The 24684-nt window shown below is 68.6% G+C and carries 27 protein-coding genes, 2 tRNA genes and 1 other RNA gene; 17 read left to right on the top strand and 13 right to left on the bottom strand.

The window, feature by feature from the left end:
* Positions 1 to 77: 77 nt before the first annotated feature.
* The 5 genes from Mth01_RS17225 to upp all read right to left on the bottom strand — a co-directional run bounded on the left by Mth01_RS17225 (position 78) and on the right by upp (position 4095).
* Complete coding sequence (locus Mth01_RS17225; RefSeq protein ID WP_204016889.1) at positions 78 to 791, bottom strand: FadR/GntR family transcriptional regulator; 714 nt, start codon at positions 789 to 791, stop codon at positions 78 to 80.
* A 100-nt stretch (positions 792 to 891) separates the two neighbouring features.
* Positions 892 to 2217: a helix-turn-helix domain-containing protein gene (locus Mth01_RS17220; RefSeq protein WP_204016888.1), complete on the bottom strand. Its 1326-nt coding sequence runs from the start codon at positions 2215 to 2217 to the stop codon at positions 892 to 894.
* 137 nt (positions 2218 to 2354) lie between these two features.
* Entirely contained in the window at positions 2355 to 2885 is a 531-nt protein-coding gene (locus tag Mth01_RS17215) for a PH domain-containing protein (RefSeq protein ID WP_204016887.1), read from the bottom strand.
* Positions 2882 to 3058 carry a hypothetical protein gene (locus tag Mth01_RS17210; RefSeq protein WP_204016886.1) on the bottom strand — a complete coding sequence of 59 codons (177 nt, stop codon included), beginning with the start codon at positions 3056 to 3058 and terminating at the stop codon, positions 2882 to 2884. Before Mth01_RS17210 ends, Mth01_RS17215 begins: the two co-directional genes overlap by 4 nt.
* Before the next feature lie 398 nt (positions 3059 to 3456).
* Entirely contained in the window at positions 3457 to 4095 is a 639-nt protein-coding gene (gene upp, locus Mth01_RS17205; protein WP_204016885.1) for a uracil phosphoribosyltransferase, read from the bottom strand.
* Between the two features lie 135 nt (positions 4096 to 4230).
* On the opposite strand from upp, the gene Mth01_RS17200 reads away from it, so the two are divergent.
* The 4 genes from Mth01_RS17200 (at position 4231) to Mth01_RS17185 (ending at position 5960) form a co-directional block, all read left to right on the top strand.
* Positions 4231 to 4728, top strand: coding sequence for a tRNA adenosine deaminase-associated protein (locus tag Mth01_RS17200; RefSeq protein WP_204016936.1), 498 nt, complete (start codon positions 4231 to 4233; stop codon positions 4726 to 4728).
* 15 nt (positions 4729 to 4743) lie between these two features.
* Positions 4744 to 5226 carry a tRNA adenosine deaminase-associated protein gene (locus tag Mth01_RS17195; protein ID WP_204016884.1) on the top strand — a complete coding sequence of 161 codons (483 nt, stop codon included), beginning with the start codon at positions 4744 to 4746 and terminating at the stop codon, positions 5224 to 5226.
* Positions 5227 to 5288: 62 nt separating this feature from the next.
* A complete protein-coding gene (tadA, locus tag Mth01_RS17190; protein WP_204016935.1) occupies positions 5289 to 5723 on the top strand; it encodes a tRNA adenosine(34) deaminase TadA in 435 nt (144 codons plus the stop codon).
* A 149-nt stretch (positions 5724 to 5872) separates the two neighbouring features.
* Positions 5873 to 5960: transfer RNA gene (locus Mth01_RS17185), tRNA-Ser, on the top strand.
* A 113-nt stretch (positions 5961 to 6073) separates the two neighbouring features.
* On the opposite strand, the gene Mth01_RS17180 is transcribed toward Mth01_RS17185, so the two are convergent.
* Positions 6074 to 6370: a type II toxin-antitoxin system VapB family antitoxin gene (locus Mth01_RS17180; protein WP_204016883.1), complete on the bottom strand. Its 297-nt coding sequence runs from the start codon at positions 6368 to 6370 to the stop codon at positions 6074 to 6076.
* 89 nt (positions 6371 to 6459) lie between these two features.
* Positions 6460 to 7317: a KPN_02809 family neutral zinc metallopeptidase gene (gene ypfJ / locus Mth01_RS17175; protein WP_204016882.1), complete on the bottom strand. Its 858-nt coding sequence runs from the start codon at positions 7315 to 7317 to the stop codon at positions 6460 to 6462.
* Between the two features lie 196 nt (positions 7318 to 7513).
* Here ypfJ and Mth01_RS17170 point away from each other — a divergent pair, with 196 nt between their 5' ends.
* Positions 7514 to 9010, top strand: a complete 1497-nt coding sequence (locus Mth01_RS17170; protein ID WP_204016881.1) for a dolichyl-phosphate-mannose--protein mannosyltransferase — start codon at positions 7514 to 7516, stop codon at positions 9008 to 9010.
* Between the two features lie 17 nt (positions 9011 to 9027).
* The gene (locus tag Mth01_RS17165; protein ID WP_204016880.1) at positions 9028 to 9165 is read left to right on the top strand and encodes a hypothetical protein; all 138 of its coding nucleotides are present in this window, start codon (positions 9028 to 9030) and stop codon (positions 9163 to 9165) included.
* Positions 9166 to 9201: 36 nt separating this feature from the next.
* On the opposite strand, the gene Mth01_RS17160 is transcribed toward Mth01_RS17165, so the two are convergent.
* The 3 genes from Mth01_RS17160 to Mth01_RS17150 form a co-directional block, all read right to left on the bottom strand.
* Positions 9202 to 9597, bottom strand: a complete 396-nt coding sequence (locus Mth01_RS17160) for a PIN domain-containing protein (protein ID WP_204016879.1) — start codon at positions 9595 to 9597, stop codon at positions 9202 to 9204.
* A 20-nt stretch (positions 9598 to 9617) separates the two neighbouring features.
* Positions 9618 to 9896 (bottom strand): ribbon-helix-helix domain-containing protein, encoded by a 279-nt coding sequence (locus Mth01_RS17155; protein ID WP_204016878.1) that lies wholly within the window; start codon positions 9894 to 9896, stop codon positions 9618 to 9620.
* A gap of 141 nt (positions 9897 to 10037) precedes the next feature.
* Positions 10038 to 10123 (bottom strand) — tRNA-Ser (locus Mth01_RS17150).
* A 96-nt stretch (positions 10124 to 10219) separates the two neighbouring features.
* On the opposite strand from Mth01_RS17150, the gene ffs reads away from it, so the two are divergent.
* From ffs to Mth01_RS17115, 7 genes are all read left to right on the top strand, one after another.
* An RNA gene (gene ffs, locus Mth01_RS17145) (signal recognition particle sRNA small type) lies at positions 10220 to 10315 on the top strand.
* Positions 10316 to 10369: 54 nt separating this feature from the next.
* Entirely contained in the window at positions 10370 to 12712 is a 2343-nt protein-coding gene (locus tag Mth01_RS17140; protein WP_204016877.1) for a DNA polymerase III subunit gamma and tau, read from the top strand.
* Between the two features lie 147 nt (positions 12713 to 12859).
* On the top strand, positions 12860 to 13207 hold the full coding sequence (locus Mth01_RS17135; RefSeq protein WP_204016876.1) for a YbaB/EbfC family nucleoid-associated protein: 348 nt from the start codon (positions 12860 to 12862) through the stop codon (positions 13205 to 13207).
* Positions 13208 to 13209: 2 nt separating this feature from the next.
* A complete protein-coding gene (gene recR, locus Mth01_RS17130; RefSeq protein ID WP_204016875.1) occupies positions 13210 to 13809 on the top strand; it encodes a recombination mediator RecR in 600 nt (199 codons plus the stop codon).
* Entirely contained in the window at positions 13802 to 14332 is a 531-nt protein-coding gene (locus Mth01_RS17125) for a DUF5063 domain-containing protein (RefSeq protein ID WP_204016874.1), read from the top strand. The genes recR and Mth01_RS17125 overlap by 8 nt, the downstream gene beginning before the upstream one ends.
* Positions 14333 to 14443: 111 nt before the next feature.
* Positions 14444 to 15718: an aspartate kinase gene (locus Mth01_RS17120; protein WP_204016873.1), complete on the top strand. Its 1275-nt coding sequence runs from the start codon at positions 14444 to 14446 to the stop codon at positions 15716 to 15718.
* The gene (locus Mth01_RS17115; protein WP_204016872.1) at positions 15715 to 16815 is read left to right on the top strand and encodes an aspartate-semialdehyde dehydrogenase; all 1101 of its coding nucleotides are present in this window, start codon (positions 15715 to 15717) and stop codon (positions 16813 to 16815) included. The genes Mth01_RS17120 and Mth01_RS17115 overlap by 4 nt, the downstream gene beginning before the upstream one ends.
* Positions 16816 to 16844: 29 nt before the next feature.
* Here Mth01_RS17115 and Mth01_RS17110 read toward each other — a convergent pair whose 3' ends face one another.
* Positions 16845 to 17657 carry a hypothetical protein gene (locus Mth01_RS17110; protein WP_204016871.1) on the bottom strand — a complete coding sequence of 271 codons (813 nt, stop codon included), beginning with the start codon at positions 17655 to 17657 and terminating at the stop codon, positions 16845 to 16847.
* Positions 17658 to 18025: 368 nt separating this feature from the next.
* On the opposite strand from Mth01_RS17110, the gene Mth01_RS17105 reads away from it, so the two are divergent.
* The gene (locus Mth01_RS17105; RefSeq protein WP_204016870.1) at positions 18026 to 19486 is read left to right on the top strand and encodes an amidase; all 1461 of its coding nucleotides are present in this window, start codon (positions 18026 to 18028) and stop codon (positions 19484 to 19486) included.
* 81 nt (positions 19487 to 19567) lie between these two features.
* Positions 19568 to 19930, top strand: coding sequence for a YkvA family protein (locus tag Mth01_RS17100; RefSeq protein ID WP_204016869.1), 363 nt, complete (start codon positions 19568 to 19570; stop codon positions 19928 to 19930).
* A 9-nt stretch (positions 19931 to 19939) separates the two neighbouring features.
* Here Mth01_RS17100 and Mth01_RS17095 read toward each other — a convergent pair whose 3' ends face one another.
* Together Mth01_RS17095 and Mth01_RS17090 are read right to left on the bottom strand one after the other, a co-directional pair.
* Positions 19940 to 21136, bottom strand: coding sequence for an amidohydrolase family protein (locus Mth01_RS17095; protein ID WP_204016868.1), 1197 nt, complete (start codon positions 21134 to 21136; stop codon positions 19940 to 19942).
* Between the two features lie 100 nt (positions 21137 to 21236).
* A complete protein-coding gene (locus tag Mth01_RS17090; RefSeq protein WP_204016867.1) occupies positions 21237 to 22016 on the bottom strand; it encodes an SURF1 family cytochrome oxidase biogenesis protein in 780 nt (259 codons plus the stop codon).
* A gap of 247 nt (positions 22017 to 22263) precedes the next feature.
* Between Mth01_RS17090 and Mth01_RS17085 the strand changes: the two genes are divergently transcribed.
* Positions 22264 to 22854: a TetR/AcrR family transcriptional regulator gene (locus Mth01_RS17085; protein ID WP_204016866.1), complete on the top strand. Its 591-nt coding sequence runs from the start codon at positions 22264 to 22266 to the stop codon at positions 22852 to 22854.
* 114 nt (positions 22855 to 22968) lie between these two features.
* Entirely contained in the window at positions 22969 to 24498 is a 1530-nt protein-coding gene (locus Mth01_RS17080; protein ID WP_239089750.1) for a DUF7059 domain-containing protein, read from the top strand.
* Positions 24499 to 24684 lie beyond the last annotated feature (186 nt).

The following is a 24684-nucleotide window of genomic DNA, read 5'->3' as shown; positions in this document are numbered from 1 at the left end:
GCCGATCCTCGCTACGGCGAAGATCTACGGAACACTCCGTGGGCTGCGGTCGCCCAGATGGCGCCTCGCGGCGTCGCTCAGGCCGAGGCGGTCACGTTCTGCGAATCGGTCAGGCTCTGCGTGTCGGTCAGCGCGATCAGGATGTGCTCCATGCACGCGTGGCCGGCCCGCTCCGCTGCCGTGGCATCCCCTGCGACGATGGCCCGCACGATGGCGTCGTGGGGGATGTAGTTCTGCTCCAGGGAACCGCCCGCCGCCGCGATGCTCGCTCGCAGCGCTGCCGAGAAGTCGGTGTAGAGATCAATCAGCACGTTGTTGTGCGTCGCCTCCACGACCGTCACGTGGAAGGCCAGGTCCGCCTCGACGAACTTCTCGGGGTCGCCGTTCGCCCATGCCTTTTCGCGCTCGCTCAGCGCCGCCTCGATGGCGGACACGTCCTCGGCGGTGCGCCGGGTAGCCGCAAGGCGGGCCGCCTCGACTTCGAGCGCGCGCCGAACTTCCAGGATCTCCAACTGCTCGGCCGCTCGCAGCCGTCGGGCCATGGCGCCTGACAGCTCGCTGGTGGCCCGGACATAGGTTCCGTCTCCCTGGCGGCACTCCAAAAGTCCCGCATGGGTCAGCGCTCGCACCGCCTCGCGCACGGTGTTGCGACCGACTCCGAGTTGCTCGGCGAGAACCGTCTCAGTGGGAATCTTGGCATGCATCTGCCAGGAACCAGAGGTGATCTGCTCCTTGAGCTGGTCGATCACCTGGTCCACCAGAGACGCCCGCTGCGCCGTCCGCAGACTCACACTCAGCCTCCTTCGGGTGCCGGTCATCCGATGATTGAATGACCGGTCAACCCCAATTATTCCAGAGCCTCCAGACCAACGCCGGGGGCTCCCAGGAGGCTTATCGGATCAGCATGGCCGAAGAGGTGGAGCCCGGTATGTGCACGCGGATTCCCACGGCTTCCAGGGCCCTACGATATGCCCCGGCCTGCTGATCGACGTCACCGGCCTGTCCCCACAGGTCACCGAGCCTGCGCCAGGCCCGGGCGGTCTCCATGCCGGGAAGCGCCGTGTCGCTGCCGAGCAGGTCCTGGGCACGCCGCAGCGCCGGAGCCGCGTCGCGGGAGCGTGCCAATGCGACTTCGGCGAGTACCAGATGCGCGGTGGCGGCCGTCGTCCCGCGGATGGCGACCAGCAGATCCAGTGCCTGCTCGGCGAGATCCACCGCGGATTCCGTGTCGCCACCGCGAAAGCGCACATGACTCAGCACGATGAGACTGCGGGCATGCTCGGCCTTCTCGCCGGGAAAAGCGGAGAAGACACCTGTCGCGGAGGCGGCGAGCTCGTTGGCTCGGTCCAAATCCGCGTCCCCGGCGTCGACGGCGATCCGCGCCCAGTGCATCGCGATCCGTGCGCGGCGCACCGCGATCCGAGCGTTCCTGCCCGCCGACAGGGCGTCCTCCGCGAGGCGGACGGCCAGCGCGGAGTCCTCTCCCTCGGCGGCGGCCACGCTGGCCTGCCACAGGGCGAGCACCTCGGAAGTCTGGTCGACGGCCTTGGTCACCTGTGTCGCCGCGAGCACGCGCTCGACGTAGGGCAGGCCGCTCTCGGTCTCCACGAGCGAGAGTGCCAGCTCCATGGCCAGCTCGCCCTCGGCGATGCCGAGCCGGTCGGCCTGAGCGAGGGCGTGGGCACCGAGATCCCGAGCTCGCAGCCGGTCGCCGGCCCGCTGGTAGCACCGGCACAGCGAGACGACCAGAGGAAGGTCGGCGAGGCGCTCGGGGTGCGCGGCCGCCTCCCGGCGGAGCCGTTCGTAGGCCTCAACCGCCCGTCCGGTGCGCCCCTGAGCCTCCAGCGCGCGGGCCACGCCGACACGCGCGTGCGCGGCCAACATGGCGTTGTCCTCGCCCGCCGCCTTCACTATGTCGCCGAATCGGTCGGCGGCGGCGGCGGGGTCGCCGTGATAAAGCTCGAGCTCGGCGTGTCGGAGGCCGAGCTCGGTGTCGATGCGCTGGCGAGGCTCTATCCCGTGAAGCAGGAACTCAGTGGTGCAACCGAGCCGCTCGGCAAGGAGGCGCGCAACGACTGGAGTGGGCGTCCGCTTTCCGGACTCGATGAGGGAGACGTAACTGTCCGACAGGTCGGGTCCGGCCAACTGGGCCTGAGACATGCGCCTGCTCAACCGCAATCCGCGGACGCGGTCACCGATGGTTCCCTGACTCGGCATCTGATCTCTCAGGGCGGGGGATGGTCAATGATGGGGCCATAATGGCATGAAGCCGCCGAATCGTGTAACCCTCCACCAAGAATCACCCGGTGAAGGTTCGATCACGGTTGTCGAGAAGGGCTGGTTGGTGGGACGGGTCAGTCGTCGTCCGAGTCGTTGCCAGGGAAGATCATTTGACAGACTTCTAGGTACAAGGTCTCGGGGTAGGGGATGTAGGGCACGGTGCGCAGCGCCTGATCCTGGCCGGCCGACTCCATGACGAACTCGCCGTAGCCGAGCATGCGGCCGAGGAGCGAGCGCTGGAAACTCATGTCGGTGACCTTGCTCAGGGGCATCATCGCGACCTTGCGCGTGATCAGACCGGTGGTGAGGAGCATGCGTGCGGAGGTTACGACGAAGTAGTCGACCGACCACTCGGCGACCTTCCACACGAACCGGATGAGGAGTAGCAGCCAGGCCCACCAGATCAGGACGAGGGCCTGGCCCGCGCCGCCGTCGCTCAGCCATTTGCTGAGCAGGCCCGCGAGGATCAGCCCACCGAAGATCTCGGCGACCGGTCTGAGCAGGACGGCGGGGTGGCGCCTGACCATGATGACTTGTTGCTCGTGGGGGAGGAGGTAACGGTTGACCGACGACGGGGCGGAATCCCCGTGGGTCACAAGTCTCATGTCAGGGTGGCGAAGAACTGAGCCATCGAGTTGGCCGCGCTCACCATGCCGTTGAGCGCTCCGTGGACCGTCCGAGCCGCGTCAGTCGGCCTTGTCAACAGGTAGAAAGCCACCAGGATGATGGCCCCCCACTTGAGGACCTTCTTGGCTTGCACCGCCGTCACCACTCCCATGACCTATACATTACCCAGCTGCCCGGTTCGGTAAAGCGGTTGAAGCCGCCGAACATCGAGCCATGATCAACCGTTGCCGTCGTCCCGTTTCCCGCGGACCGCACCGGCCTTCACACCGCCTGGCGTTCGTCACGTGAACACGAAGAGACGTCTTCATAACTCTACGTACCCATATAAGCGCGTAGTGTAACCGAGTCGCGCATGACGTGACCGGGGGATTGACCATCAGAGGGTTCTCGCCGAGACGACAGGGGAATGTGGCTGAGCGGTAGATCAGGCCAAGTCGGTCAGATGACGACGATCAAACCCGTCCATCAAGCCCCGCCGACCTCCGTTCATGCTGGTCAGGCGACCGGATCTGGCGACCCGATCAGAACGACCCGATCAGAACGACCCGATCAGACGACGCCGTAGAGACGGTCTCCGGCATCGCCGAGACCGGGCACGATGTAGCCCTGCTCGTTGAGCCGCTCGTCGAGGGCGGCGGTCACCACGCGGATCGGCTTGCCGGTGCCGCCGAAGGTCTCGTCCATGTGCGCGATCCCCTCGGGTGCGGCCAGCAGGCAGATGGCGGTGACATCCTGCGCCCCGCGATCGAAGAGGAAGCGGACCGCCGCGGCAAGCGTGCCGCCGGTCGCCAGCATCGGATCGAGCACATAGCACTGACGTCCGGACAGGTCCTCCGGCAGCCGGGTGGCGTACGTTTGGGCCTTCAGTGTGGACTCGTCGCGGATCATGCCCAGGAAACCCACCTCGGCCGTCGGCAGGATCCGGGTCATGCCGTCGAGCATGCCGAGCCCGGCACGCAGGATCGGCACGACGAGCGGCGCCGGACGGGTGAGCCGTACGCCACGGGCGGACACGAGCGGCGTCTCAACGGTGACGTCGGTGACGCGGACGTCACGGGTGGCCTCGTAGGCGAGGAGCGTGACCAACTCGTCGGCGAGTCGGCGGAACGTCGGCGAGTCGGTCCGCACGTCACGGAGTGCGGTCAGCTTGTGGGCGACGAGCGGGTGATCGACGACGAGGGTCTCCATGGCAGGAAAAGTTACCGTGTCCAGGGCGGATCATCGACGTCGTCTGACTCTTTCGATCACAATTTGGGGTGACCGGCGGGCGGGGGAAGGCCGAGTCTGGGACGATTGCGTGACGTGAGGACCGTGCCGGTGGGGATGACGATGACAGACGACGTAGACGCGCTTGACTTCGCCATCGTGGTCTATCGTGAGGATGATCGCTGGGAGGCCGAGATGCTTCCCGTCGCGCTCACCTCCGACCTGCACGGACTCCTCCACGCCCTCCGCCAGACGCCGAGCATGGGAACCACGATTGGCATGGTCGCGGTGGGGGATGACTTCTTTGTGGTGTTACGGGTTTTCGGTGAACGGGTGAGCGTCTTCCTCTCGGACATCACTGCGGCATGGGACTGGTCGCTCGCGCGGCAGGTGCTCGAATACCTCGACGTGCCGGTTCCGGAAGATGAAGATCTCGACGGTGTGTACCCGGCCGGGGATCTGTCCATCTTCGCCGACCTCGGACTCGACGAGATGGAGCTGGGGGCGCTGTCCGGCGACCCCGATCTGTGGCCGGATGAGGTGCTGTCCAGCATCGCCGCGCGGCTGGGGTTCTACCAGCCGTTCGAACGCGCCGTCGACGCTGCCATCGGCTGACCTCGGGAGACGGCTATGCCCTCGAGATCCAACCTCTTCTCCGCGGCCTTCACCAGGGCCGGCGGTCGCTGGACCGGTGCCGAGGTCGACCTCGGGGAGGCTGAGATAGCCGACGACCTGGGTGACGCGGCGCAGGAGGCGCTCGGGCTCAGCGGCGACGAGTTGGTCCTGCTGTGCGTCGAGGTCGAGGACGAGTGGTTCGCGGTCGTCCGCTACGAGGACGACTTCGACCCCCGAGTGTTCATCTCCGACGCCCATGCCGCGACGGCCGATCCTCTCGGTGAGATCTTCGGTGAGCTCGCCGGAGTCGCCGTGGACGGGGACGCGCCCGACCTCGGCATCCGTCCGGTGGGCGACCTCGAGTTGCTCACGGACTTCTCGTTGAGCGCCGAGGAACTGCTGGAGCTCAGCATGGAGGAGGGCGTGCTCCCCGCGGACATCCTGTCTCTCATCGCCGAACGCCTCGGGTTCGCCGACGAGCTCGACCGGCTGCGGTGAACGGGGGCCCGGTGAACGGGGGGCCGGTGAACGGGGGGCCGGCGGAACGCTACGAGCCGGCGATGCGGCTCGCGCTGGCGGAGGCCGTACGGGCCGGGCAGCGCGGTGAGGTGCCGGTGGGCGCGGTGGTGCTGGGACCGGACGGCGCGATCCTGTGGACGGCCGGCAACGACCGTGAGACGAGCGGCGATCCCACCGCGCACGCCGAGCTGCTCGCACTGCGCGAGGCGGCGCGGGTGACCGGGGAGTGGCGGCTCACCGGCTGCACTCTCGTCGTGACGCTCGAACCCTGCACGATGTGCGCCGGGGCCGCGGTCCTCGCCCGGGTCGATCGGGTGGTCTACGGCGCGGCGGACGAGAAGGGCGGCGCGGCGGGCTCGCTGTGGGACGTCATCAGGGACCGCCGGCTCAACCACCGGCCCGAGGTCGTCATGGGTGTGCTGGCCGGCGAATGCGCCGCCGTGCTCGGAGAGTTCTTCGCCGCCCGCCGCGGCTGAGCCGCCAACGAGGTGGCCGGCGAGGCGGCCACGGAGCGACCACGGGGCGGCCACGGGGCGGCCACGGAGCGGACGTGGCGGGGGAATCGCCGACGGATGCGGGGAAACGGATGCGCGGGCATCACCGTTCGTCCGGTAAGCTGCTGCGCGGTGGAGTCGCCTAGTGGCCGAGGGCGCACGCCTCGAAAGCGTGTGTAGGGCAACCTACCGTGGGTTCAAATCCCACCTCCACCGCCACTGTGATGTCTCAGGACATCGGAAACCCTCGAACCTACGGTTCGGGGGTTTCGTGTTGTCCGGGAGCACCGGGAGCATCCGGGAGCTTCGCGGGCGACGACGGGGAGTCCGGGTCACTTTTCCAGTTCGAGGATTCGCGCGTGCAGCACCGAGCGCTGGTGGAGGGCGGCCCGAAGGGCGCGATGAAGTCCGTCTTCGAGGTAGAGGTCATCCCGCCACTGGACGACGTGCGGGAAGAGGTCTCCGTAGAACGTCGAGTCCTTGGCCAGCAGCGAGTTGAGGTCCAGCACCGCCTTGGTGGTGATCAGCATGTCGAGCCGGATCTGACGGGGCGGGATCCGCGCCCACTCGCGGTGTGACAGACCGTGGTCGGGATAGGGACGGCCATCACCGATCATTTTAAAGATCACGGTATGTAGTTTAAGAGAGAGACACGTCCACGAGGTCCCGAGCCTGTCGTATGGCCATGCCCGGGATGCCCGCGATGCCCGGGACAGGGTCAGATGCCGCCGGAGAAGGTGTCGCACATGGACGGGTCGCCGGATTTGTAGCCCCTCTTGAACCACTTCGTCCGCTGCGCCGACGTGCCGTGCGTGAACGCCTCCGGGTCGATCCGGCCGCGTGCCCGCTTCTGGATGCGGTCGTCTCCGACGGCGGCCGCGGCGTCGAGCGCCTGCCGGATGTCGGTGTCGGTGAACCTCTGGGCGTAGAGGCCGGTGCTCACGGCGTTGTCGGCCCAGACGCCCGCGTAGCAGTCCGCCTGGAGTTCTAGCCGTACGGAGCCGCTCGTGGCACCCCTGCCCTGGCCGGCCCGGTCCATCACGCCGAGCAGGTTCTGCACGTGATGCCCGTACTCGTGCCCGATCACGTACGCCTGCGCGAAGGGGCCGCCCTCGGCGCCGAACTGGGACCGAAGCTGATCGAAGAAGGACAGGTCGAGATAGACGTGTCTGTCGGCCGGGCAGTAGAAGGGGCCGACAGAGGAGTCGGCGTAACCGCAGCCGGTGTTGACGCCGCCGGAGAACAGGGTGGTCTTGGCGGTGCGATAGTTGGAGACCTCGCCCTTCCAGTACTTCTGGATGCTGTTGACCACCCCGACGACCCGGCATTTCTCGGACTGGTCGGCGTCCGCGCCCGTCTGGCACTGCCGGCTCAGGTCGGTACCGGGTCGCAGCCCACCCGGCTGTGGCTCCCCGCCGCCGAGGATGTCGGCGGGGTCGACCCCGAAGACCAGGGCGAGGATGAGCGCGATGATGCCGGCCGCCCCGCCGCCGATGGCCAGGCCGCCGCCTCTGGATCTGCCTCCGACGTCCTCCACCTGTGAGGCGTCGAGCCGCGCTCGGTCATTGAAATCCACCTGGGACGCTCCCGCTGCTGGGGCGCTGACTTGCGCGATCGGTTGCCATCGCCATTCCGCCCTGCCCAGAATCCGCAAGATCAGTCGCCGTCGTACCCTTCATGCGTAGTATGCGGGAGTGTCGCTTCTCCCCTCTCCAGCGACGCGGGAGCCGTACGCTGCTTCGCTTTCCGTTCGAGACCGACTGCTGCCGCCGATGCCGGACAATCCCCTATGGGGATGGCTCGGCCCCCTGGTCGTGGCGTTGTTCGGGGGGTTTCTGCGCTTCTATCACCTTGGCGCGCCGCATGCGGTGGTCTTCGACGAGACCTATTACGCCAAGCACGCCTTCTCGCTGATCACCCATGGTGTCGAGCGGAAGTTCGTCGATGACGCCGACAGCCTGATGCTGCACGGCAGCGAGCATCTCTTCAAGACCTGCGAGACCGTCCAGGACTGCGCGGTCTACGCCATGCATCCGCCCCTCGGCAACTGGATGATCGGCGTGGGGGAATGGCTGTTCGGCCTGACCCCGTTCGGCTGGCGGTTCATGCCCGCGCTCGTCGGCACCATGTCCGTGCTCATCCTCGCCCGGGTGGCCCGCCGGATGACCCGCTCGACGCTGCTCGGCTGCCTCGCGGGCTTCCTGCTCGCCCTGGACGGCCTGCACTTCGTGCTCTCCCGTACGGCACTGCTGGACATCTTCCTGATGTTCTGGGTGCTGGCCGGATTCGCCTGTCTGCTGGTGGACCGGGAGCGGGTCCGGGAGCGACTGGTGGAGTGGCACGCCGCGGCCGCCACGCCGACCGGGCCGCGGCTGGGCCTGCGGCCGTGGCGCCTGGCCGCCGGTCTCTGCCTGGGGGCGGCGCTGGCGACGAAGTGGACGGGCCTGTTCTTCATCCTGGCCTTCGGGGTCATGACGCTCGTCTGGGATGCCGGCGCCCGGCGGGCGGTGGGCCTGCGCCGCCTGGAGGCGGCGCGGCTGGACTGGCCCCTCGGAGCCGCGTGGCTGGGGGTCGTGCCGATCGTCGTCTATGTCGCGTCGTTCGGCGGCTGGCTGGCCACGGCCGGAGGATGGGGCCGCGACTGGGACGGGGCCACGTCACCCGGGCGGTCGTTCCTCATCGACTCGCTGCGCTCGCTGGTCACCTACCAACTCCAGCTGCTCGGCTCCCATACGGGGCTGAGCACCCACCACGACTACCAGTCCGATCCGTGGACCTGGCCACTGCTGCTGCGGCCCGCGGCGTTCTTCTACGAGAAGACCACCGCTGGGTGCGGCGCGGACGAATGCTTCTCGTCGATCGTCGGCGCCGGCACCCCCCTCATCTGGTACGCGGCGCTGCCCGCGCTCGCCGCCATGATCGGCTGGTATCTCGCGGCGCGTGACTGGCGGGCCGGAGCCGTGCTCCTGGCGTACGGCATGGGGTGGCTGCCGTGGTTCTACTACGCGATCGCCGACCACCGCACGATGTACCTGTTCTACATGCTTCCCGTGCTGCCCTTCATGATCCTGGCCATCGTCCTGTCCTGCGGTCTGATCATGGGCACGAACGGGGCCTCCTCGGAGCGGCGCACGGTCGGTGTCACCTTGGTGGGTGCGTTCGCGCTGCTGGCGCTGGTGAACTTCTGGTGGATTTCGCCCATCCTCTCCGCCGAGCCGCTGACGTACTCCGAGTGGCTGAGCCGGATGTTCTTGCGCAGCTGGATCTGACCGTCAGAATGTCGATCGTGGATGAATACCTTGCCGACTACGAGCGGCGGAACGGACCAATCTCGGCAGAGGCGCTGGACAGGGCACGCCAACTCTTCGACGAGGTGTTCGCCGAGGAGGGCGATGGCCTCCAGGACGCTGAACCACGACGCTGAACCACGACGCACATGCCCGCCGACAGACTGCGACTGTCAGACCTTCCTGATGGCGATGTGATCCGGCACGAGCTTCTCGAGATCGTCGATGTCAGAGGTGAACACCGTGACTTGGCCTCTCTGACGCCGCGCTACGACGGCGAGCATGGCGTCGATGGCGTACTTATGGCCGTGCAGGCCAACATCGGCGAGGATCCGGCGAGCCTGTCGCGCCTCCGCCTTTCCCAGCTCGGCCACGTTCACACGCGACAGTACCCAGTCCCAGCGCTGTTCTGTGGTCCTGCCGTCGTGCGCCTCCACCACCGTCATAGGTGAGGTCACGACCTCGGCTTCGCCTCGCGCGGCAAGGTCGAGTCTGGCAATCATCATCCGGTCGCCGCGGACAGCGAGCGACAGTGCCTCGCTGTCCAGCACAAAGACACGGAGCTGCATGGCTTCCCCACCGCGATTCCTCACGCTGCCGCTCCGCCGCGCTTGCTCTGAGCGGCGCGGCGTCGCGCGTGCTCCGCGTCAAGGTCATCGAGTTCTCGGTATGCGGCTGAGCGCTCATCTGCGGTGACTGGTCCGTGCTCTTCCTCTAGCCAGACGACTAGTTCCCGAAGCCGGTCGCGGTCGCGCTTGTACCGGAGTGCCTCTGCGACATAGGCAGAGAGCCCGCGCTCGGCCGCATCCGAGCGGATCTCCTCCAGGAGTTCCTCGGGAATGGTGACTGTCACCTTCTTGGTTGCCATACTCGAGACCATACTTGCCATAGTCTGAACGGGCAAGGATGGAAGCTCTGGGCATGGTTGTGGGGAACCCGAGACGGAGACGCACGAAGGGCCCGGCTGGATCTGTCCGGGCCCTTCGTGTTCTTGCTGCTCAACCAAGCGCGGAGGATGCGAGATTCGAACTCGCGAGGGGTTGCCCCCAACACGCTTTCCAAGCGTGCGCCCTAGGCCAACTAGGCGAATCCTCCGCCGAAAAGCTTAGCGGACTTTCCGGGGTGTGTGGACCGGTGACGTGACCGTGACTTTCGCGGTCCGCGCATCCTCCCGGAGTGGTTAGACTGTCGAAGGACCCCTCGCGCGGCGTCATCCTGTGAACCTCCCCAGGGCCGGAAGGCAGCAAGGATAAGCGGGCTCTGGCGGGTGTGCGAGGGGTTCTTCAGTTGGCGGAACCAGTCAGCGGAAACGCCCGCCGGGTCTACCCCCGAGGAGACGGCATGAGTCTTGCGCTGTACCGCAAGTACAGGCCCGGGACGTTCGCCGAGGTCAAGGGGCAGGAACACGTCACAGAGCCGCTGCGTCAGGCGCTGCGGAGCGGTCGCGTCAACCACGCCTACCTGTTCAGCGGTCCGCGTGGTTGCGGCAAAACCTCCAGTGCCCGCATCCTCGCTCGCTCCCTCAACTGCGAGAAGGGGCCGACACCCGATCCGTGCGGCGAGTGCGAGTCATGCGTCGCCCTCGCTCCCACCGGGCCGGGCCACCTCGACGTGATCGAGATCGACGCGGCCTCACACGGCGGCGTCGACGACGCGCGGGATCTGCGGGAGCGGGCCTTCTTCGCCCCGGTCGCGGCCCGCTTCAAGATCTACATCATCGACGAGGCCCACATGGTCACCCGTGAGGGCTTCAACGCGCTGCTGAAACTCGTCGAGGAGCCTCCGCCGCACCTCAAGTTCGTCTTCGCCACCACCGAACCGGAGAAGGTCATCGGGACGATCAAGTCCCGGACCCACCACTATCCCTTCCGGCTCATGCCGCCCGCCACGCTCCGGCAGCTCATGGAGGAGATCCTCGAGTCGGAGTCCGTGCCGTACGAACCGGCCGCACTGCCGCTCGTGGTCCGTGCGGGCGCCGGATCGGCCCGCGACTCGCTGTCGATCCTCGATCAGCTCCTCGCCGGCGCGGACGAGGCGGGCATCACCTACCAGCGTGCCGTTTCGCTGCTCGGCTACACGGACGGAGATCTGCTCGACGAGGTGGTCGGCGCGTTCGCCCGGCGTGACGGCGCGCAGGTGTTCCACACGGTCAACCGGGTGATCGAGGGCGGTCACGACCCCCGCCGCTTCGCGACGGACCTGCTGGAGCGCCTCCGCGACCTGGTGATCCTCGCCAACGTGCCGGAGGCGTCGTCCAGTGGGCTGCTCGATCGGCCGGCTGACGAACTGGAACGTCTGCAGACGCAGGCCGCGTCCATGGGATCGGCCGAGCTGACCCGGGCGGCCGAGGTGTTCAACGCGGGGCTGACCGAGATGCGCGGGGCCACCTCCCCCCGGCTGCTGCTCGAGTTGATGTGCGCCCGGGTGCTGCTGCCCGCGGCCGATCAGGGCGAGTTGGCGCTACTGGCCCGGCTCGAACGGCTGGAGCGGATGGAACGCGGTGTGCCCGCCGCCGTGGCCGCACCCGCGGCACCTGTCGCGACTCCTGACGCCGCCCCACAGCCGGTTGCCCCACAGCCGGTTGCCCCACAGCCGGTCGCGGTGCCGGTCGCGGCGCAGCCTCCGTCCGCCGCCCAGCCGCCGGCAGCTCGTACGGCTCCCGCCCCCGTGGCGGATGACTGGCCCGCGCCCGCACGGCCGGGTGGTGCTCCGGCCGCGGACGTCCGTACGGCTCCGCCCGCCGGGAGCGCGCAGCCGGCGCAGCACGGTGGACAGCACGGTGGACAGCACGGACCGGTGCAGCAGGCGTGGCCGCAGGTGCTCGAAGCGATCAAGAGCCGTCAGAAGGTCGCGTGGATTCTCCTCTGCCAGGGCAGGCTGCTCGGCGTCGAGGGCAACGTGGTGACCGTCGGCTTCGAGAAGCCGGGCGACGTGCAGGGCTTCATCAAGGGCAAGCGCGACGAGCTGGTGGCTGCCGCCCTCGGCGACGTGCTCGGCGGAAGTTGGCGGGTCGAGGTGGTGGTCGGCAGCTCCGGGCCCGCCGGCGCGGCGCGCGGCCCTGCTCCCCATCCTCAGGCTCCCCATTCTCAGGCCCCCCACGCACAGAACCGGCGCCCTCCAGCGCCGCAGGGGACGCAGGGGACGCAGGGTGCCGGCAGTGCCGTTCGATCGTCGGCGGCGTCCGGTGGCGTCGGCCGCTCGCCGGTCGGCGCACCGGGCTGGGACGGCCAGGCGGGAGCGCCCGGCGGCCCGAGCGGAGGACCGGGCGGTGGAACGGGTGGCGGAGTGAGTGGCGGAGTGAGCGACGGCCAGGACAGGCGCGCCGCCGCGGGCGACGGATCCAGGACCGACGGCGAGTCCCGTACGACCGACGAGACCTGGCCGGACGAGCCGCTGGCCGAGTCATCGGGTGAGTCGTCGGATGAGTCGTCGGACGGCTTCAACCGGCCGGCGACGCCCTCCCGGTCCGGCTCGGCGGCCAGATCCGCCGCCAGGGCCGCGGCTCAGAGCAGGCCGCGCCAGGCATGGCCGGACGCCGTGCCCGGCCGGAACCGGCCGGGCGCCGATCTCGACGACGTCGATCCGGTCAACGACGCCGACGCCGACGTGAGCGATCTCACCGGCCTGGCCCTGGTCCAGCGGGAGCTCGGCGGCCAGATCATCGAGGAGATCGACCACTCCTGAGGCGGTGAAGGGCCGAGCGGGCGCACAGGCCTGTCGTACGCGATCCGATCGCCGGGAACACGTGCGCACACCGGTGTCGGAACGGCGGTGGACACCGTAGGCTCATCGCGACGAACATGTCGCTGGACGCTGAGGGAGCACACGATCGTGAATCCAGGGGATGTCAACCTCCAGCAGTTGCTGGAGCAGGCTCAGCTGATGCAGCAGCAGCTCGTCACCGCGCAGCAGGAGCTCAGCGATGCCGAGATCGAGGGAAGCGCCGGAGGCGGCCTCGTCGTCGCGACCGTGAACGGGAGCGGCGAGCTGCTCGAACTGGAGATCAGTCCGTCGGCCATCGACGTCGACGACCCGCAGGAGAGCGCCGAGACGGTCGCCGATCTCGTTCTGGCGGCGGTCCGGGACGCAGTGCGCGCCGCGGCCGACCTGCAGGAGGAGAAGCTCGGTCCGCTCGCGCAGGGACTCGGAGGCGGCCTCGGCCAGCTGCCGGGGTTCTAGCCATGTATGAGGGGGTCGTCCAGAATCTGATCGACGAGCTGGGGCTGCTGCCCGGCGTCGGTCCCAAGAGCGCGCAGCGCATCGCGTTCCACGTGCTCGCCGCCGATCCGGCGGACGTGAAGCGGCTGGCGCACGCGCTGCTCGAGGTCAAGGAGAAGGTCCGTTTCTGCCGGATCTGCGGCAATGTCGCGGCGGAGGACGAGTGCCGGATCTGCCGAGATCCCCGGCGCGACCCGCAGGTGATCTGCGTGGTCGAGGAGTCGAAGGACGTCGTGGCGATCGAGAAGACCCGCGAGTTCCGTGGCCGCTATCACGTGCTCGGCGGGGCGATCAGTCCGATCGACGGCATCGGTCCGGACGACCTGAAGATTCGCGAGCTGATGGCGCGGCTGGCCGACGGCCAGGTGACAGAGTTGATTCTCGCGACCGATCCGAACCTCGAGGGCGAGGCGACGGCCACCTACCTGGCCAGGCTCGTCAAGCCCATGGGGTTGAAAGTGACACGACTGGCCAGCGGCCTGCCGGTGGGCGGTGACCTCGAGTACGCGGACGAGGTCACCCTGGGCCGCGCTTTCGAAGGACGGAGGCTGCTGGATGTCTGACGAGTGGAACGATCTGGCCGCACGGGTCGCCGGGCACGCGCAGAACTACATCGACGGCCTGACCCGCCTGGCGGGCGGTGAGGGCGGCGACGCGATCCTGCCGTTGCTGCTGGTGGAGGTGGCCCAGGTCAGTCTCGCGGGCACCCAGCTCGGGGCCGTGCAGGACGTGATCCTGCAGGGCAACTTTGAGCCGCCGTTGGGCGAGGACCCCGACATCGATCCCCTTCGTACGGCTCTCGCCGTACGGCTGGGCCCGGTGGACGACTACGCCGAGGTGTTCGATCCGTACAAGGACACGGCGGTCACGCCGTACCGGCTGTCGGACGATCTCACGGCGGTGGCGGCCGACCTGATCCACGGGCTGCGGCACTACCGGGCCGGCCGGCCGCTGGAGGCGCTGTGGTGGTGGCAGTACTCGTATTTCAACACCTGGGGAAACCACGCCGGAGCGGCGCTGCGCGCCCTGCACGCCCTGGTCGCACACACCCGTCTCGACGTGGTCGAGGAGAGCACCACCGTCTGAGCCGTCCACATCGCCGTCCCCATCGCCGTCCACATATTGGTCCGCCTCGGCTTGTCAGAATGCACCCCAAGTACACTGTGAGCTCCACGTCCTGATTCGTTGGAGACTCCAGTGGCGCTCGTTGTCCAGAAATACGGTGGTTCGTCGGTGGCGGACGCGGCCTGCATCAAGCGGGTCGCGCAACGGATCGTCACGACGAAAAAAGCCGGCAACGAGGTCGTGGTGGTCGTGTCCGCGATGGGCGACACCACTGACGAGCTGCTGGAACTGGCCCAGCAGGTGTCGCCGCTGCCTCCGGGGCGCGAGCTGGACATGCTGCTGACCGCCGGCGAACGCATCTCGATGGCGCTGCTCGCGATGGCCATCGCCAACCTGGGCCACGAGGCGCGCAGCTTCACCGGCTCCCAGGCTGGCGTCATCACCGACTCGACCCACGGCAGGGCGCGCATCATCGACGTGACGCCCGGTCGCATCCGCGAGGCGCTGGACGTCGGCCAGATCGCGATCGTGGCGGGCTTCCAGGGTGTCTCCCAGAACACAAGAGACATAACGACGCTGGGCCGGGGCGGATCCGACACCACGGCCGTCGCGCTCGCCGCCGCGCTCGAGGCGGATGTGTGCGAGATCTACACCGATGTGGACGGCATTTTCACCGCCGACCCCCGCATCGTGCCGGCCGCCCAGCAGATCCCGCGCATCTCCTACGACGAGGCGATGGAGATGGCCGCGTGCGGGGCCAAGATCCTGCATCTGCGCTGCGTGGAGTACGCCCGCCGGTTCGGCCTGCCCATCCACGTCAGAAGCTCGTTCAGCACCAGGCAAGGCACCTGGGTCGTGTCCGACCCCAATACCGAAGGAACCGAGATGGAGCAGCCCATCATCTCCGGAGTCGCCCACGACCGGAGCGAGGCCAAGATCACTGTGGTCGGGGTGCCCGACAAGGTCGGCGAGGCTGCCGCCATCTTCAGAACCCTGGCCGACGCCGAGATCAACATCGATATGATCGTGCAGAACGTGTCGGCCGCGGCGACCAGCCGTACGGACATCTCGTTCACGCTCCCGTCCAGCGACAGTCAGGCCGCTCTCACGGCACTGAAGAAGATCCAGAACCAGGTGGCCTTCGAGTCGCTGCTGTACGACGACCAGATCGGCAAGGTCTCCCTGATCGGGGCGGGGATGCGGTCGCACCCCGGTGTCACGGCGAAGTTCTTCGGCGCGCTGGCCGACGCCGGCGTGAACATCGAAATGATCTCCACCTCGGAGATCCGCATCTCGGTGATCGTGGACCTGGACGACGTGGACACCGCCGTCGCCGCCGCGCACCGCGCATTCAACCTCGACGCCGACCAGGTCGAGGCGGTCGTATACGGAGGTACCGGACGATGAGCGAGCGCAGCGACCAGTCCAGCGGGAAGCCCACCCTCGCCCTTGTCGGCGCGACCGGTGCCGTCGGCACCGTGATGCGTGAGATCATCAGCAACCGTGTGGACGTCTACGGCGAGATCCGCCTGGTCGCGTCCGCCCGGTCGGCCGGCAAGGTTCTGCCGGTGCGCGGCGAGGACGTGGTCGTCCAGGCGTTGACCGCCGAGGTGTTCGACGGCGTCGACATCGCCATCTTCGACGTCCCTGACGAGGTGTCCGCCGAATGGGTGCCGATCGCCGCCGGCCGGGGCGCGATCGTGATCGACAAGTCGGGCACGTTCCGGATGAACCCCGAGGTTCCGCTGGTGGTGCCGGAGGTCAACCCCGGCGACGCCCGCAACCGTCCGCTCGGCATCATCGCGACGCCGAACTGCACCACGCTGTCGATGATGGCCGCCATGGGCGCACTCCACGCGGAGTACGGCCTGCGCGAACTGGTCGTGGCCTCCTACCAGGCGGTCTCCGGCGCCGGCGTGGCCGGGCCGGCCCGGCTGTACGACGAGGTCGAGGCGCTGGCGGGTGACCGTACCGTCGGCCAGGCGGCCGGGGACGTGCGCAAGGTCCTGCAGAACAAGCTCGGCGACGTCGAGTCGCCGTTCCCCGCGCCGATCGCGTTCAACGTCGTGCCGTGGGCGGGATCGCTCAAGGACGACGGCTGGGCGTCGGAGGAGATCAAGCTCCGCAACGAGTCACGTAAGATCCTCGGCATTCCGGACCTCAAGGTCTCGGCGACCTGTGTCCGGGTCCCGGTGGTCACCACCCACTCGCTGGCCGTACACGCGACCTTCGAGCGGGAGATCACGGTGGCGGACGCGCACCGCGTCCTGGAGGCGGCGCCGACGGTGGTCCTGATGGACGACCCGGGCAGCGGCGTCTACCCGATGCCGATCGACGTCGTGGGCACGGACCCCACCTACGTGGGCCGGATCCGCCAGGCGCTGGACTTCCCGAACACGCTCGACCTCTTCGTCTGCGGTGACAACCTGCGCAAGGGCGCGGCACTCAACGCGGCGGAGATCGCCGAACTGATCGCGGCCGAGTTCGCCGGAGCGGTCGCCTGAATCGTCAGTATGAATCTTCTTCTGAGGAATCAGGGGAAGAAGATGTCCCAGTGGGTGCGCTCGTCGGCGTAGACGGCTGAGGGCGTCGCGGAGTCGGAGGGCGGACGGTAGAGCGCCGATCCGTCCCCCCGGCTCTTCTGGCGACGGAACTTTCCCTTGATGTATGCGTCGATGCACTTGTTGTGGGCGATGTCGACCTTGTAGCCGTTGCCGTGGCTGTAGCGTCCGGTGGAGTGGCCGACCTCGGTGCCGCCCGTGACGGTGATGTCGCAGTCGCTTGCCCGCTTGAGCTCGATCAGCCGCATGAGCGTGCCGTACCTGATGGAGTCCAGCGACGTGCACGACGATCTGCGTCGGTCGGTGCATCGTCCGGTGGACACCCATCTCAGTCCGGCCTCCGCCAGGTGCCGGGCGGCGTCCTGCTGGCCCAGTCTCGTCGCGGCGGCCGAGGCGTCCCAGGTGACGACCTTGGCGGTGAATGCGCCGGCCTGGCTCATCCCGGGCAGCGCCACGGCGACCTGGGTGACCATCTCCGATCCGGGCTCGTCCACCACGGCATCCTCCACCACGGCATCCTCCACCACGAGATCCTCCATTAGGGGATCCTCCTCCCTCGGATTGTCTGCCCCGGCATCTTCGGCCGCGGGCTCGTCCGGCGTTGGTTCGCCTGGTGCCGACTGGTCGGGTGTCGACTGGTCGGATGTCGGCTGGTCGGGTAGGGGCCGATCGGGTTTCGGCCCCGCCGAGATCTGATACGCCGTCGGCAGCAGTGCGCTGACGACCGGCAGGTGGCTCGATATGGCGTTCTGCATGGGCAGCGCGATCAGGACGACGGCGGTCATCCAGGTCCGCACCCACCACGATGGGCGGAAGTACATGTGTTCCCCGGTCGATCATTTCCTGTCCTTCTTGAGAGGGGAGTTCCTCGGGGATCGCGACAGGGTGATCAATGCCACCATCCGCGATCGGTCATCCCTGCTGGACGGTGGAATTTGCCGCCGCATGTCGATCATCTAGAGGGTCCGTGACCATCCGGTATCCTTCGGCGGACAGATCGCCGGGGTTCGCGCCGAATGGCGAGTTCACTCGGGTCTGATCCGATTCCTGGTCTTTGAATTCGCCAGGGTTCCGGTCAATGGGACCGGTTTCCGATTCGCCGGGACGAGCTGGCACAAGTTGTGGCTTGGCCTGTTGACGAGAGGACGGCGCGGTGGACGGGGTGCTGTCGTTGGACGAGGTGCTGTCGTTGGACACGGTCGGCCAGGCGGAAGCCGTACGGAACGGGGTGGTCTCCCCGCGTGAGCCGGCCGAGGCGGCGATCGCCCGCATCGAGGCCCTCGACGGCGAGCTCAACGCGGTGATCCACCGGCGGTTCGATCAGGCCCTCGCAGAGATCGACGACATCCCCGAAGACGCGCCCTTCCGCGGCGTGCCGATCCTGCTCAAGGACATCGGCTGGGAGTCCGCCGGAGACCCCTGCGGCTCGGGATCGAAGATCCTCGACGGCGTGGTGGCCGACCACGACTCCCACGGCACCGCGGCGTTGCGCCGCGCCGGATTCGTGATCCTGGGCCGGACCAACGTGCCCGAGTTGGCCACCACGATCACGACCGAGCCGCTGGCGTTCGGCCCGACCAGGAACCCCTACGACCTGGCCTATTCGGTCGGCGGCTCGAGCGGCGGTTCGGCCGCCGCGGTGGCGGTCGGGATGGTCCCGGTGGCGACCGCGAGCGACGGCGGAGGGTCGATCCGCATCCCGGCGAGCATGTGTGGGCTGGTCGGGTTGAAGCCGACCCGGGGCCGGATCAGCCATGGACCCTCGCTGGCCGAGTCGTGGGGTGGGCTCTCGACGACCGGTGTGCTCACCCGGACGGTACGGGACACCGCGGCGCTGCTCGACCTGCTCTCCGAGATGATGCCGGGCGAACCGTACGCCGCGCCGGCGTGGCGGCGGCCGCTGGCGGAGGAGGTCGGCGCGGACCCCGGGCGGCTGCGGATCGGGTTCGTCACCGTCCATCCCCGCGGCGACGTGCCCGAGGACGCGGAGGCGACCGCCGCCGTGACGAGAATGGCGGAGTCGCTGGACTCACTCGGCCACGAGGTCGTGCCCGCTCACCCCGAGGCGCTGGGCGATCCCGAGTTCGCCATGTACCACGGCGCGCTGATCAGCGCCAACGTGGCCGCCGAGTTGGAGACCGTCGCCGCGTGGCGGGGCAGGCCGGTGGAACTGGCGGAACTGGAGCCGCACAACCGGTTGGTGGCCGACGCCGGCCGGAGCATGTCCGCCACCGACTACCTGGCCGCGCTGAGGCTGCTGAACGGATATCGCCGGCGGATGGCGCGGTGGTGGACGGCAGGACCGGGGACGACGGGATACGATCTGTTGCTCACGCCGACGCTCGCCGTCGCGCCCTTCCCACTTGGCTGGATCTCCGACGACGAGGTCTATCTGGCGCTTGAGCGGGCCGGTCTGGGCGCGGCCTTCACCGCACCGTTCAACTCGACCGGTCAGCCCGCGATCTCGCTCCCGGTGCACCGTACGGCCGAAGGCCTGCCGGTCGGCGTCCAGTTCGTCGCCGCGGCCGGGCGGGAGGACCTGCTCGTCAGGATCGCCGCCCAGATCGAGGCCACCGTGTCTTTCAAGCACGGGCCTTTCCGGCATTTCGAATAGGGCTCTTCAGGAACCGGGGATGCCCCTCCGTACGTTAACAAGAGGGCAAAGGGGGCACGGTAACCCGGTGGAGGTGTCCACATGGCGAAGGCGGCGAAGGCGGCGAAGGCAGGACGTGCGGCGGCGACCTGGCGTGCGTACCGCGAGGTGGCCCAGCCCGGCTCGCCCGGGATCGGCAGCCGGATCAAGGCGCTGCCCCGGATGATCCGCGCGGCGCTGCGCGGCCACTATCCCGGACTCACCAAGGGCAAGCTCGCCATGTTCGGCGCGGCCGTGGCGTACATCGTCTCGCCGATCGACGCCATCCCCGACTTCCTCCTGGGGATCGGCGTGGTCGACGACTTCGGGGTGTTCCTCTGGCTGCTGACGTCGTTGCTCGGCGAGGGCGGCCGGTACGTCGAGTGGGAGCGGCAGGACCCGCCCCCACATCCGGAGACGACCTAGCCAGACGACCTAGAGTTGCTCCATTCGCAGCCAGGCCCGGGACGGGAGCGGGTGGCCGAAAAGGCGTGCGGCGTTGCCGTACGCGACCCGGGCGATGTCGGCAGGCGGCAGGTTGCCGAGGTTGCGGGCCACCGCCTGCTGGGAGTCGGGCCAGGTGGACTCGGCCCGGGGATACCCGCTCTCCAGCAGCACGTGCTCCATGCCGACGGCCATCCGGACGGCGCCGAGCGCGCTGTCGTCCAGGGTGCCGAAGAAGAAGTTCCGCCGCAGCACCTCGCTCGGCTTGAGGCCGCCCTCCCAGTTGGACTCGCCGGCCACCGGATGATCTAGCGCGTAGTCGACACGCTCGGCCAGCATCGGCAGCCAGCCCACGCCGCCCTCGACGATCAGGATGCGCAGCGCGGGGAAGCGCAGCGCCACCCCCGACCAGAGCCAGTCGGCGCAGGCGAACATCGCGCTCGCCGGGATCAGCGTGGTGATCGCCTCGATCGGCGTGTCCGGCGACGGCACCGGCGCCCATGAGGACGCGCCCGTGTGCAGGCAGACGACCGTGCCGGTCTCCTCGCAGGCGGCGAAGAACGGATCCCAATGGCCGCTGTGGATGGACGGCAGTCGCAGCCTGGTGGGGAACTCGGGGAAGACGACCGCCTTGAAGCCGCGCGCGGCGTTGGCCCTGATCTCCTTGGCGGCGACGTCCGGGTCGCGCAGCCAGGGGATCTGCAGTGCGATCATGCGCTCGGGGTAGGTGCCCGCCCACACATCGACGTGCCAGTCGTTCCAGGCGCGGACCAGGGCGAGGCCGAGGTCCTGGTCACGCGTCCGGGCGAACAGCACTCCCGCCTGGTTGGCCAGCATGCCGGGGAAGCACAGGGCCGCCCAGATCCCGGCACGGTCCATGTCGGCGATCCGGGCCTCGATGTCATGGCAGCCCGGCCGCATCTCCTCGTAGCGCACCGGGTCGAGTGTCCATTGCTCCTTGGGCAGGCCCGCTCCCACGTCCAGTCCGGCGCACGGGTAGGTGGCCCCGCCGTACCGCCAGACCTGGTGTCCGGCCTCGGTCTCGACGACCTTGGGGGCATGGTCCTTGTACTTCTCGGGCAGGCGATCGTCGAAGAGATCGGCCGGCTCGATCAAGTGATCGTCCACCGAGATGATCACGTAATCCCGCCGCCTCGGCTCTGGGTCGGGATGCAGCGGCGTTGTCACAATGGTAACCGTACGGCCAAGGGGTCACACCGAACAAGCTGCGAGGTCTCCGGTTGGTATCCGTTTGCTCACCCCGCGACGCCAAGCCTCGGCAAACATCCTAAACTGACGCTTTCGCCGGGCTTTCCTGTCCGGCTTTCCGCAGGTCGCGGGCCTCTCGCCGGATCAGCATCGCCCAGCCGCCGACCCCTACCCCGATGAAGATCCACCACTGTACGGCATAGGCCAGGTTGAGACCCCCGCCCCCGCCGACGTCGGGCCGCGGCACCGGGTCCGGCGCCGGGCCGGCCTGCGGCTCCTGATCGGTCAACTCGACGAACCCCCCGAAGAGTTGGTACGGAAGGCTCTTGCCGATCTCGCCGGTGTCGATCAGCAGAACCTGGCCGGGAGGTAGGCCGCCCCGGTTCCTGATGCCGGTGTCGTCCTCGGACTCGGCCGGCCGGAGGCGGCCGGTGACCGTCACCTCGCCGCCGGGAGGCGCGGGGACCCGCGGATGCGCGTCGGCGGTCGCGCCCGCCGGGACCCAGCCGCGGTTGACCAGAACCGCGCCCTGGGACGTGACGAGCGGGGTCACCACATAGAACCCCACGCGGCTGTTCTGGGTGCGCCGCCGTACGACGACCTCGTGCGCCGGGTCATAACGCCCGGTCACGGTGACCGGGCGGTACCGCATCGCCTTGGGGACAGTCCCGCCGACGGTGTCGACGCTTTCGAGCGACACCGCCGGTTCCTTCAGGTTGGCGGTGATCTGGGTGCTTGCCGCGGACCGTGCCTCGAACCTCCCGTACTGCCATTTCCCGAGAAAGAAGAAGGCCGGAATGATCGCCAGCACGAGCAGATGGAAGCCGAGCCAGCGCGGCGTGACGAGGAAGCGGTACACGTGAACCAGCGTAGGCAGCCCCCCGGGTGGTCGTGCGCCCGCCCATGAAAGGTACAGCGAGGCCGACGACAGCGGGCCCCCGCTGCGGTGCCCCGTCCCACCCGGCAACGCGGCATGTCACGCCTGCCGCCGATCCGCCGCAGTATATGAAGCGCGGATGATCGCGCGTCCGAACATCGGATGTTATGATCCTTAAAATCCCGGTCATGTTTGCAGAACAAGGTTCTGTTGCGTCACCATTGAACCTGTGAAGAGCGCGAAGAACGGCCGAGACGGCCGGGCCCGGATCATCGAGGGGGCGTTGCGCCGGTTCAGCCAGAACGGTGTCTCGGCCACCACGCTCGCCAGCCTCCGCCAGGAGAGCGGCGTCAGCGTGGGGAGCTTTTATCACCATTTCACCAGCAAGGAGCACGTCTTCGGAGTGCTTTACACCGAGATCCTGGGGATGTACCAGGACGTCTTCCTGGGGGAGCTCACCCGGCACGACGACGCGCGCGCCGGGATCGAGGCGATCGTCGCGCGGCACATGGCCTGGTGCGGTGAGCATCCCGAGCGGGCCCGGCTGCTGGTCAGTGAGCGCCCGCCCCGCCGCACCGAGCCCGGTGGCCCGGAGGTGGCGGAGGCGAGGCGGAGCTTCTTCCGGCAGGTGGCCGACTGGTGGCGCCCGCACGTCAAGAACGACGTGCTCCGCCCCGTTTCGTCGACAATGTGCTACGTGCTCTGGCTCGGCCCGGCGCAGGAGATGTGCCGCCTGTGGTTCGCCGGTGCGCATCAGCCCACGGAGGAGGAGATCCGCGGGCTCGGCGAGGCCGCCTGGAACAGCCTGCGCATGACTTAGGTCGTGACCACAGGTCCCATTCGCCGGATATTCGCCCGATATCCGCCGCGATCATCTGCTGGGTCGCTCGCCAAGTGAGCGTGCAGCGTGCCCGTCCGCGATAGATTCTTCTCTGTGGACGCCCCTTCCGACCTGGTCCTGCGGCTTCGCGACAGGTTCCTCGAGATCGGGTACACGATCGACGGCGTACGGGACCGGCTGGGCGATATGGCCGCGACCGCCCTGGCGCGCGAGGAGACCGTGCCCGCGCTGCGCGCGACCCGCGAGGGCGATCCGCTCGCCGTGCTCATCCGCCTGTGGTGGCTGGGCGTCCCGGTGAGCGCGGCGGCGCCGGACCTGCCGCTGCACGATCTGATCGATGCCGGCTTGCTGGTCCGGGTGGGCGACACCGTGCAGGCCACCGTTCACCTGCAGCCATGGACCATCTCCCGCATCTCGCCTATCTCGCACGGCTCGGACGATCCGTACGGCTCGGTCGGTGGTACGGACCGCACCGCCTGGGTGGTCTCCGACCGCAAGGTCCGTCCCGGCGACCCGGCGCTGCGACCCGACCACGTCGTCGGGGCGGGCGGCGCCTCAGCCAACCTCGCGCAGCTGGCGTGGACCGAGCCGGTGGCACGGGCACTCGATCTGGGCACCGGCTGCGGGGTGCAGGTGCTCCACCTGGCCGACCGGGCCGATCAGGTCGTCGCGACCGATGTGAACCCCAGGGCGCTTCGACTCGCCCGGCTGAGCTGGGAACTGTCCGGCGTGCCCCGGCAGCGGGTCGACGCGCGGGAGGGGTCGATGTACGGCCCGGTGCCCGGGGAGCGGTTCGACCTCGTGGTGTCCAACCCGCCGTTCGTGATCTCTCCCGCCTCCCGGTACGCGTACCGGGAGTCCGGCTTCCGCGGCGACGAGTTCTGCCGGGGCCTGGTTCGGCAGGCGCCCCGCCACCTCTGCCCGGGTGGGCACGCCCGGTTTCTGGCCAACTGGCTGCACGTCAGGGGTGAGGACTGGCAGGACAGGGTGGGCGGCTGGCTGACGGAGACCGGTTGCGACGGCTGGGCCGTACAGCGCGATGTCCAGGACCCGGCGGAGTATGTCGAGCTGTGGCTGCGCGACTCGGCCGAGCAGGGCACGGCCGCCTACCGGGAGCGATACGACGAATGGCTGTCGTGGTTCGAGTCGATGGGCGTGACCGGTGTGGGGTTCGGCTGGATCGCGCTGCATGACTCGGGCTCGCTGGATCCGGTGGTCCGGGTGGAGGAGCTGCGGCAGCAGGTCGACTCCCCGGTCGGTGCGCACATCCCGGATGCGCTGCGCGCGGTCAAGGCTGCGCACGAGATGACGGATGAGGACCTGCTGGACGTGCCGCTGGTGATCGCCGACGGGGTGGTGGAGGAGCGGGTCGGGCCGCCCGGCGCCGACGACCCGTCACGGATCCTGCTGAGGCAGACCCGGGGGCTGCGCCGTACCGCGGCCGTGGGCACGGTGGAGGCGGCGCTCGCCGGGGTTTGCGACGGCGAGATCCCCGCGCGCCCGCTGCTGGCCGCGATCGCGGAACTCACCGGAGCGGAACCGCCCGAACTGCTGCGCCGCGTGCCCGCCGAGCTTCGCACGCTGGTCGCCGAGGGCTTCTTCCGGGTCGCGACCCCACATTGATCGCCGCACGCACAAGCTACCTTTCCGGCGCAGCAGGACATGACTTTGAGACACGACCTGATCATGTCCTGATCATGTCCTGATCGTGTTGCCAGGTTCGTCAGCGTCTGCTCGCGTACGAGGGACCGATATAGGTGAAGGCCCATCGGTCGGGGCCGATCTGGCGGCGTATGTAGCGGTCGGGGT

The sequence above is a fragment of the Sphaerimonospora thailandensis genome (assembly GCF_016863115.1).
GTDB lineage: Bacteria > Actinomycetota > Actinomycetes > Streptosporangiales > Streptosporangiaceae > Sphaerimonospora > Sphaerimonospora cavernae.
This window is presented reverse-complemented; position numbering and strand designations above follow the sequence as displayed.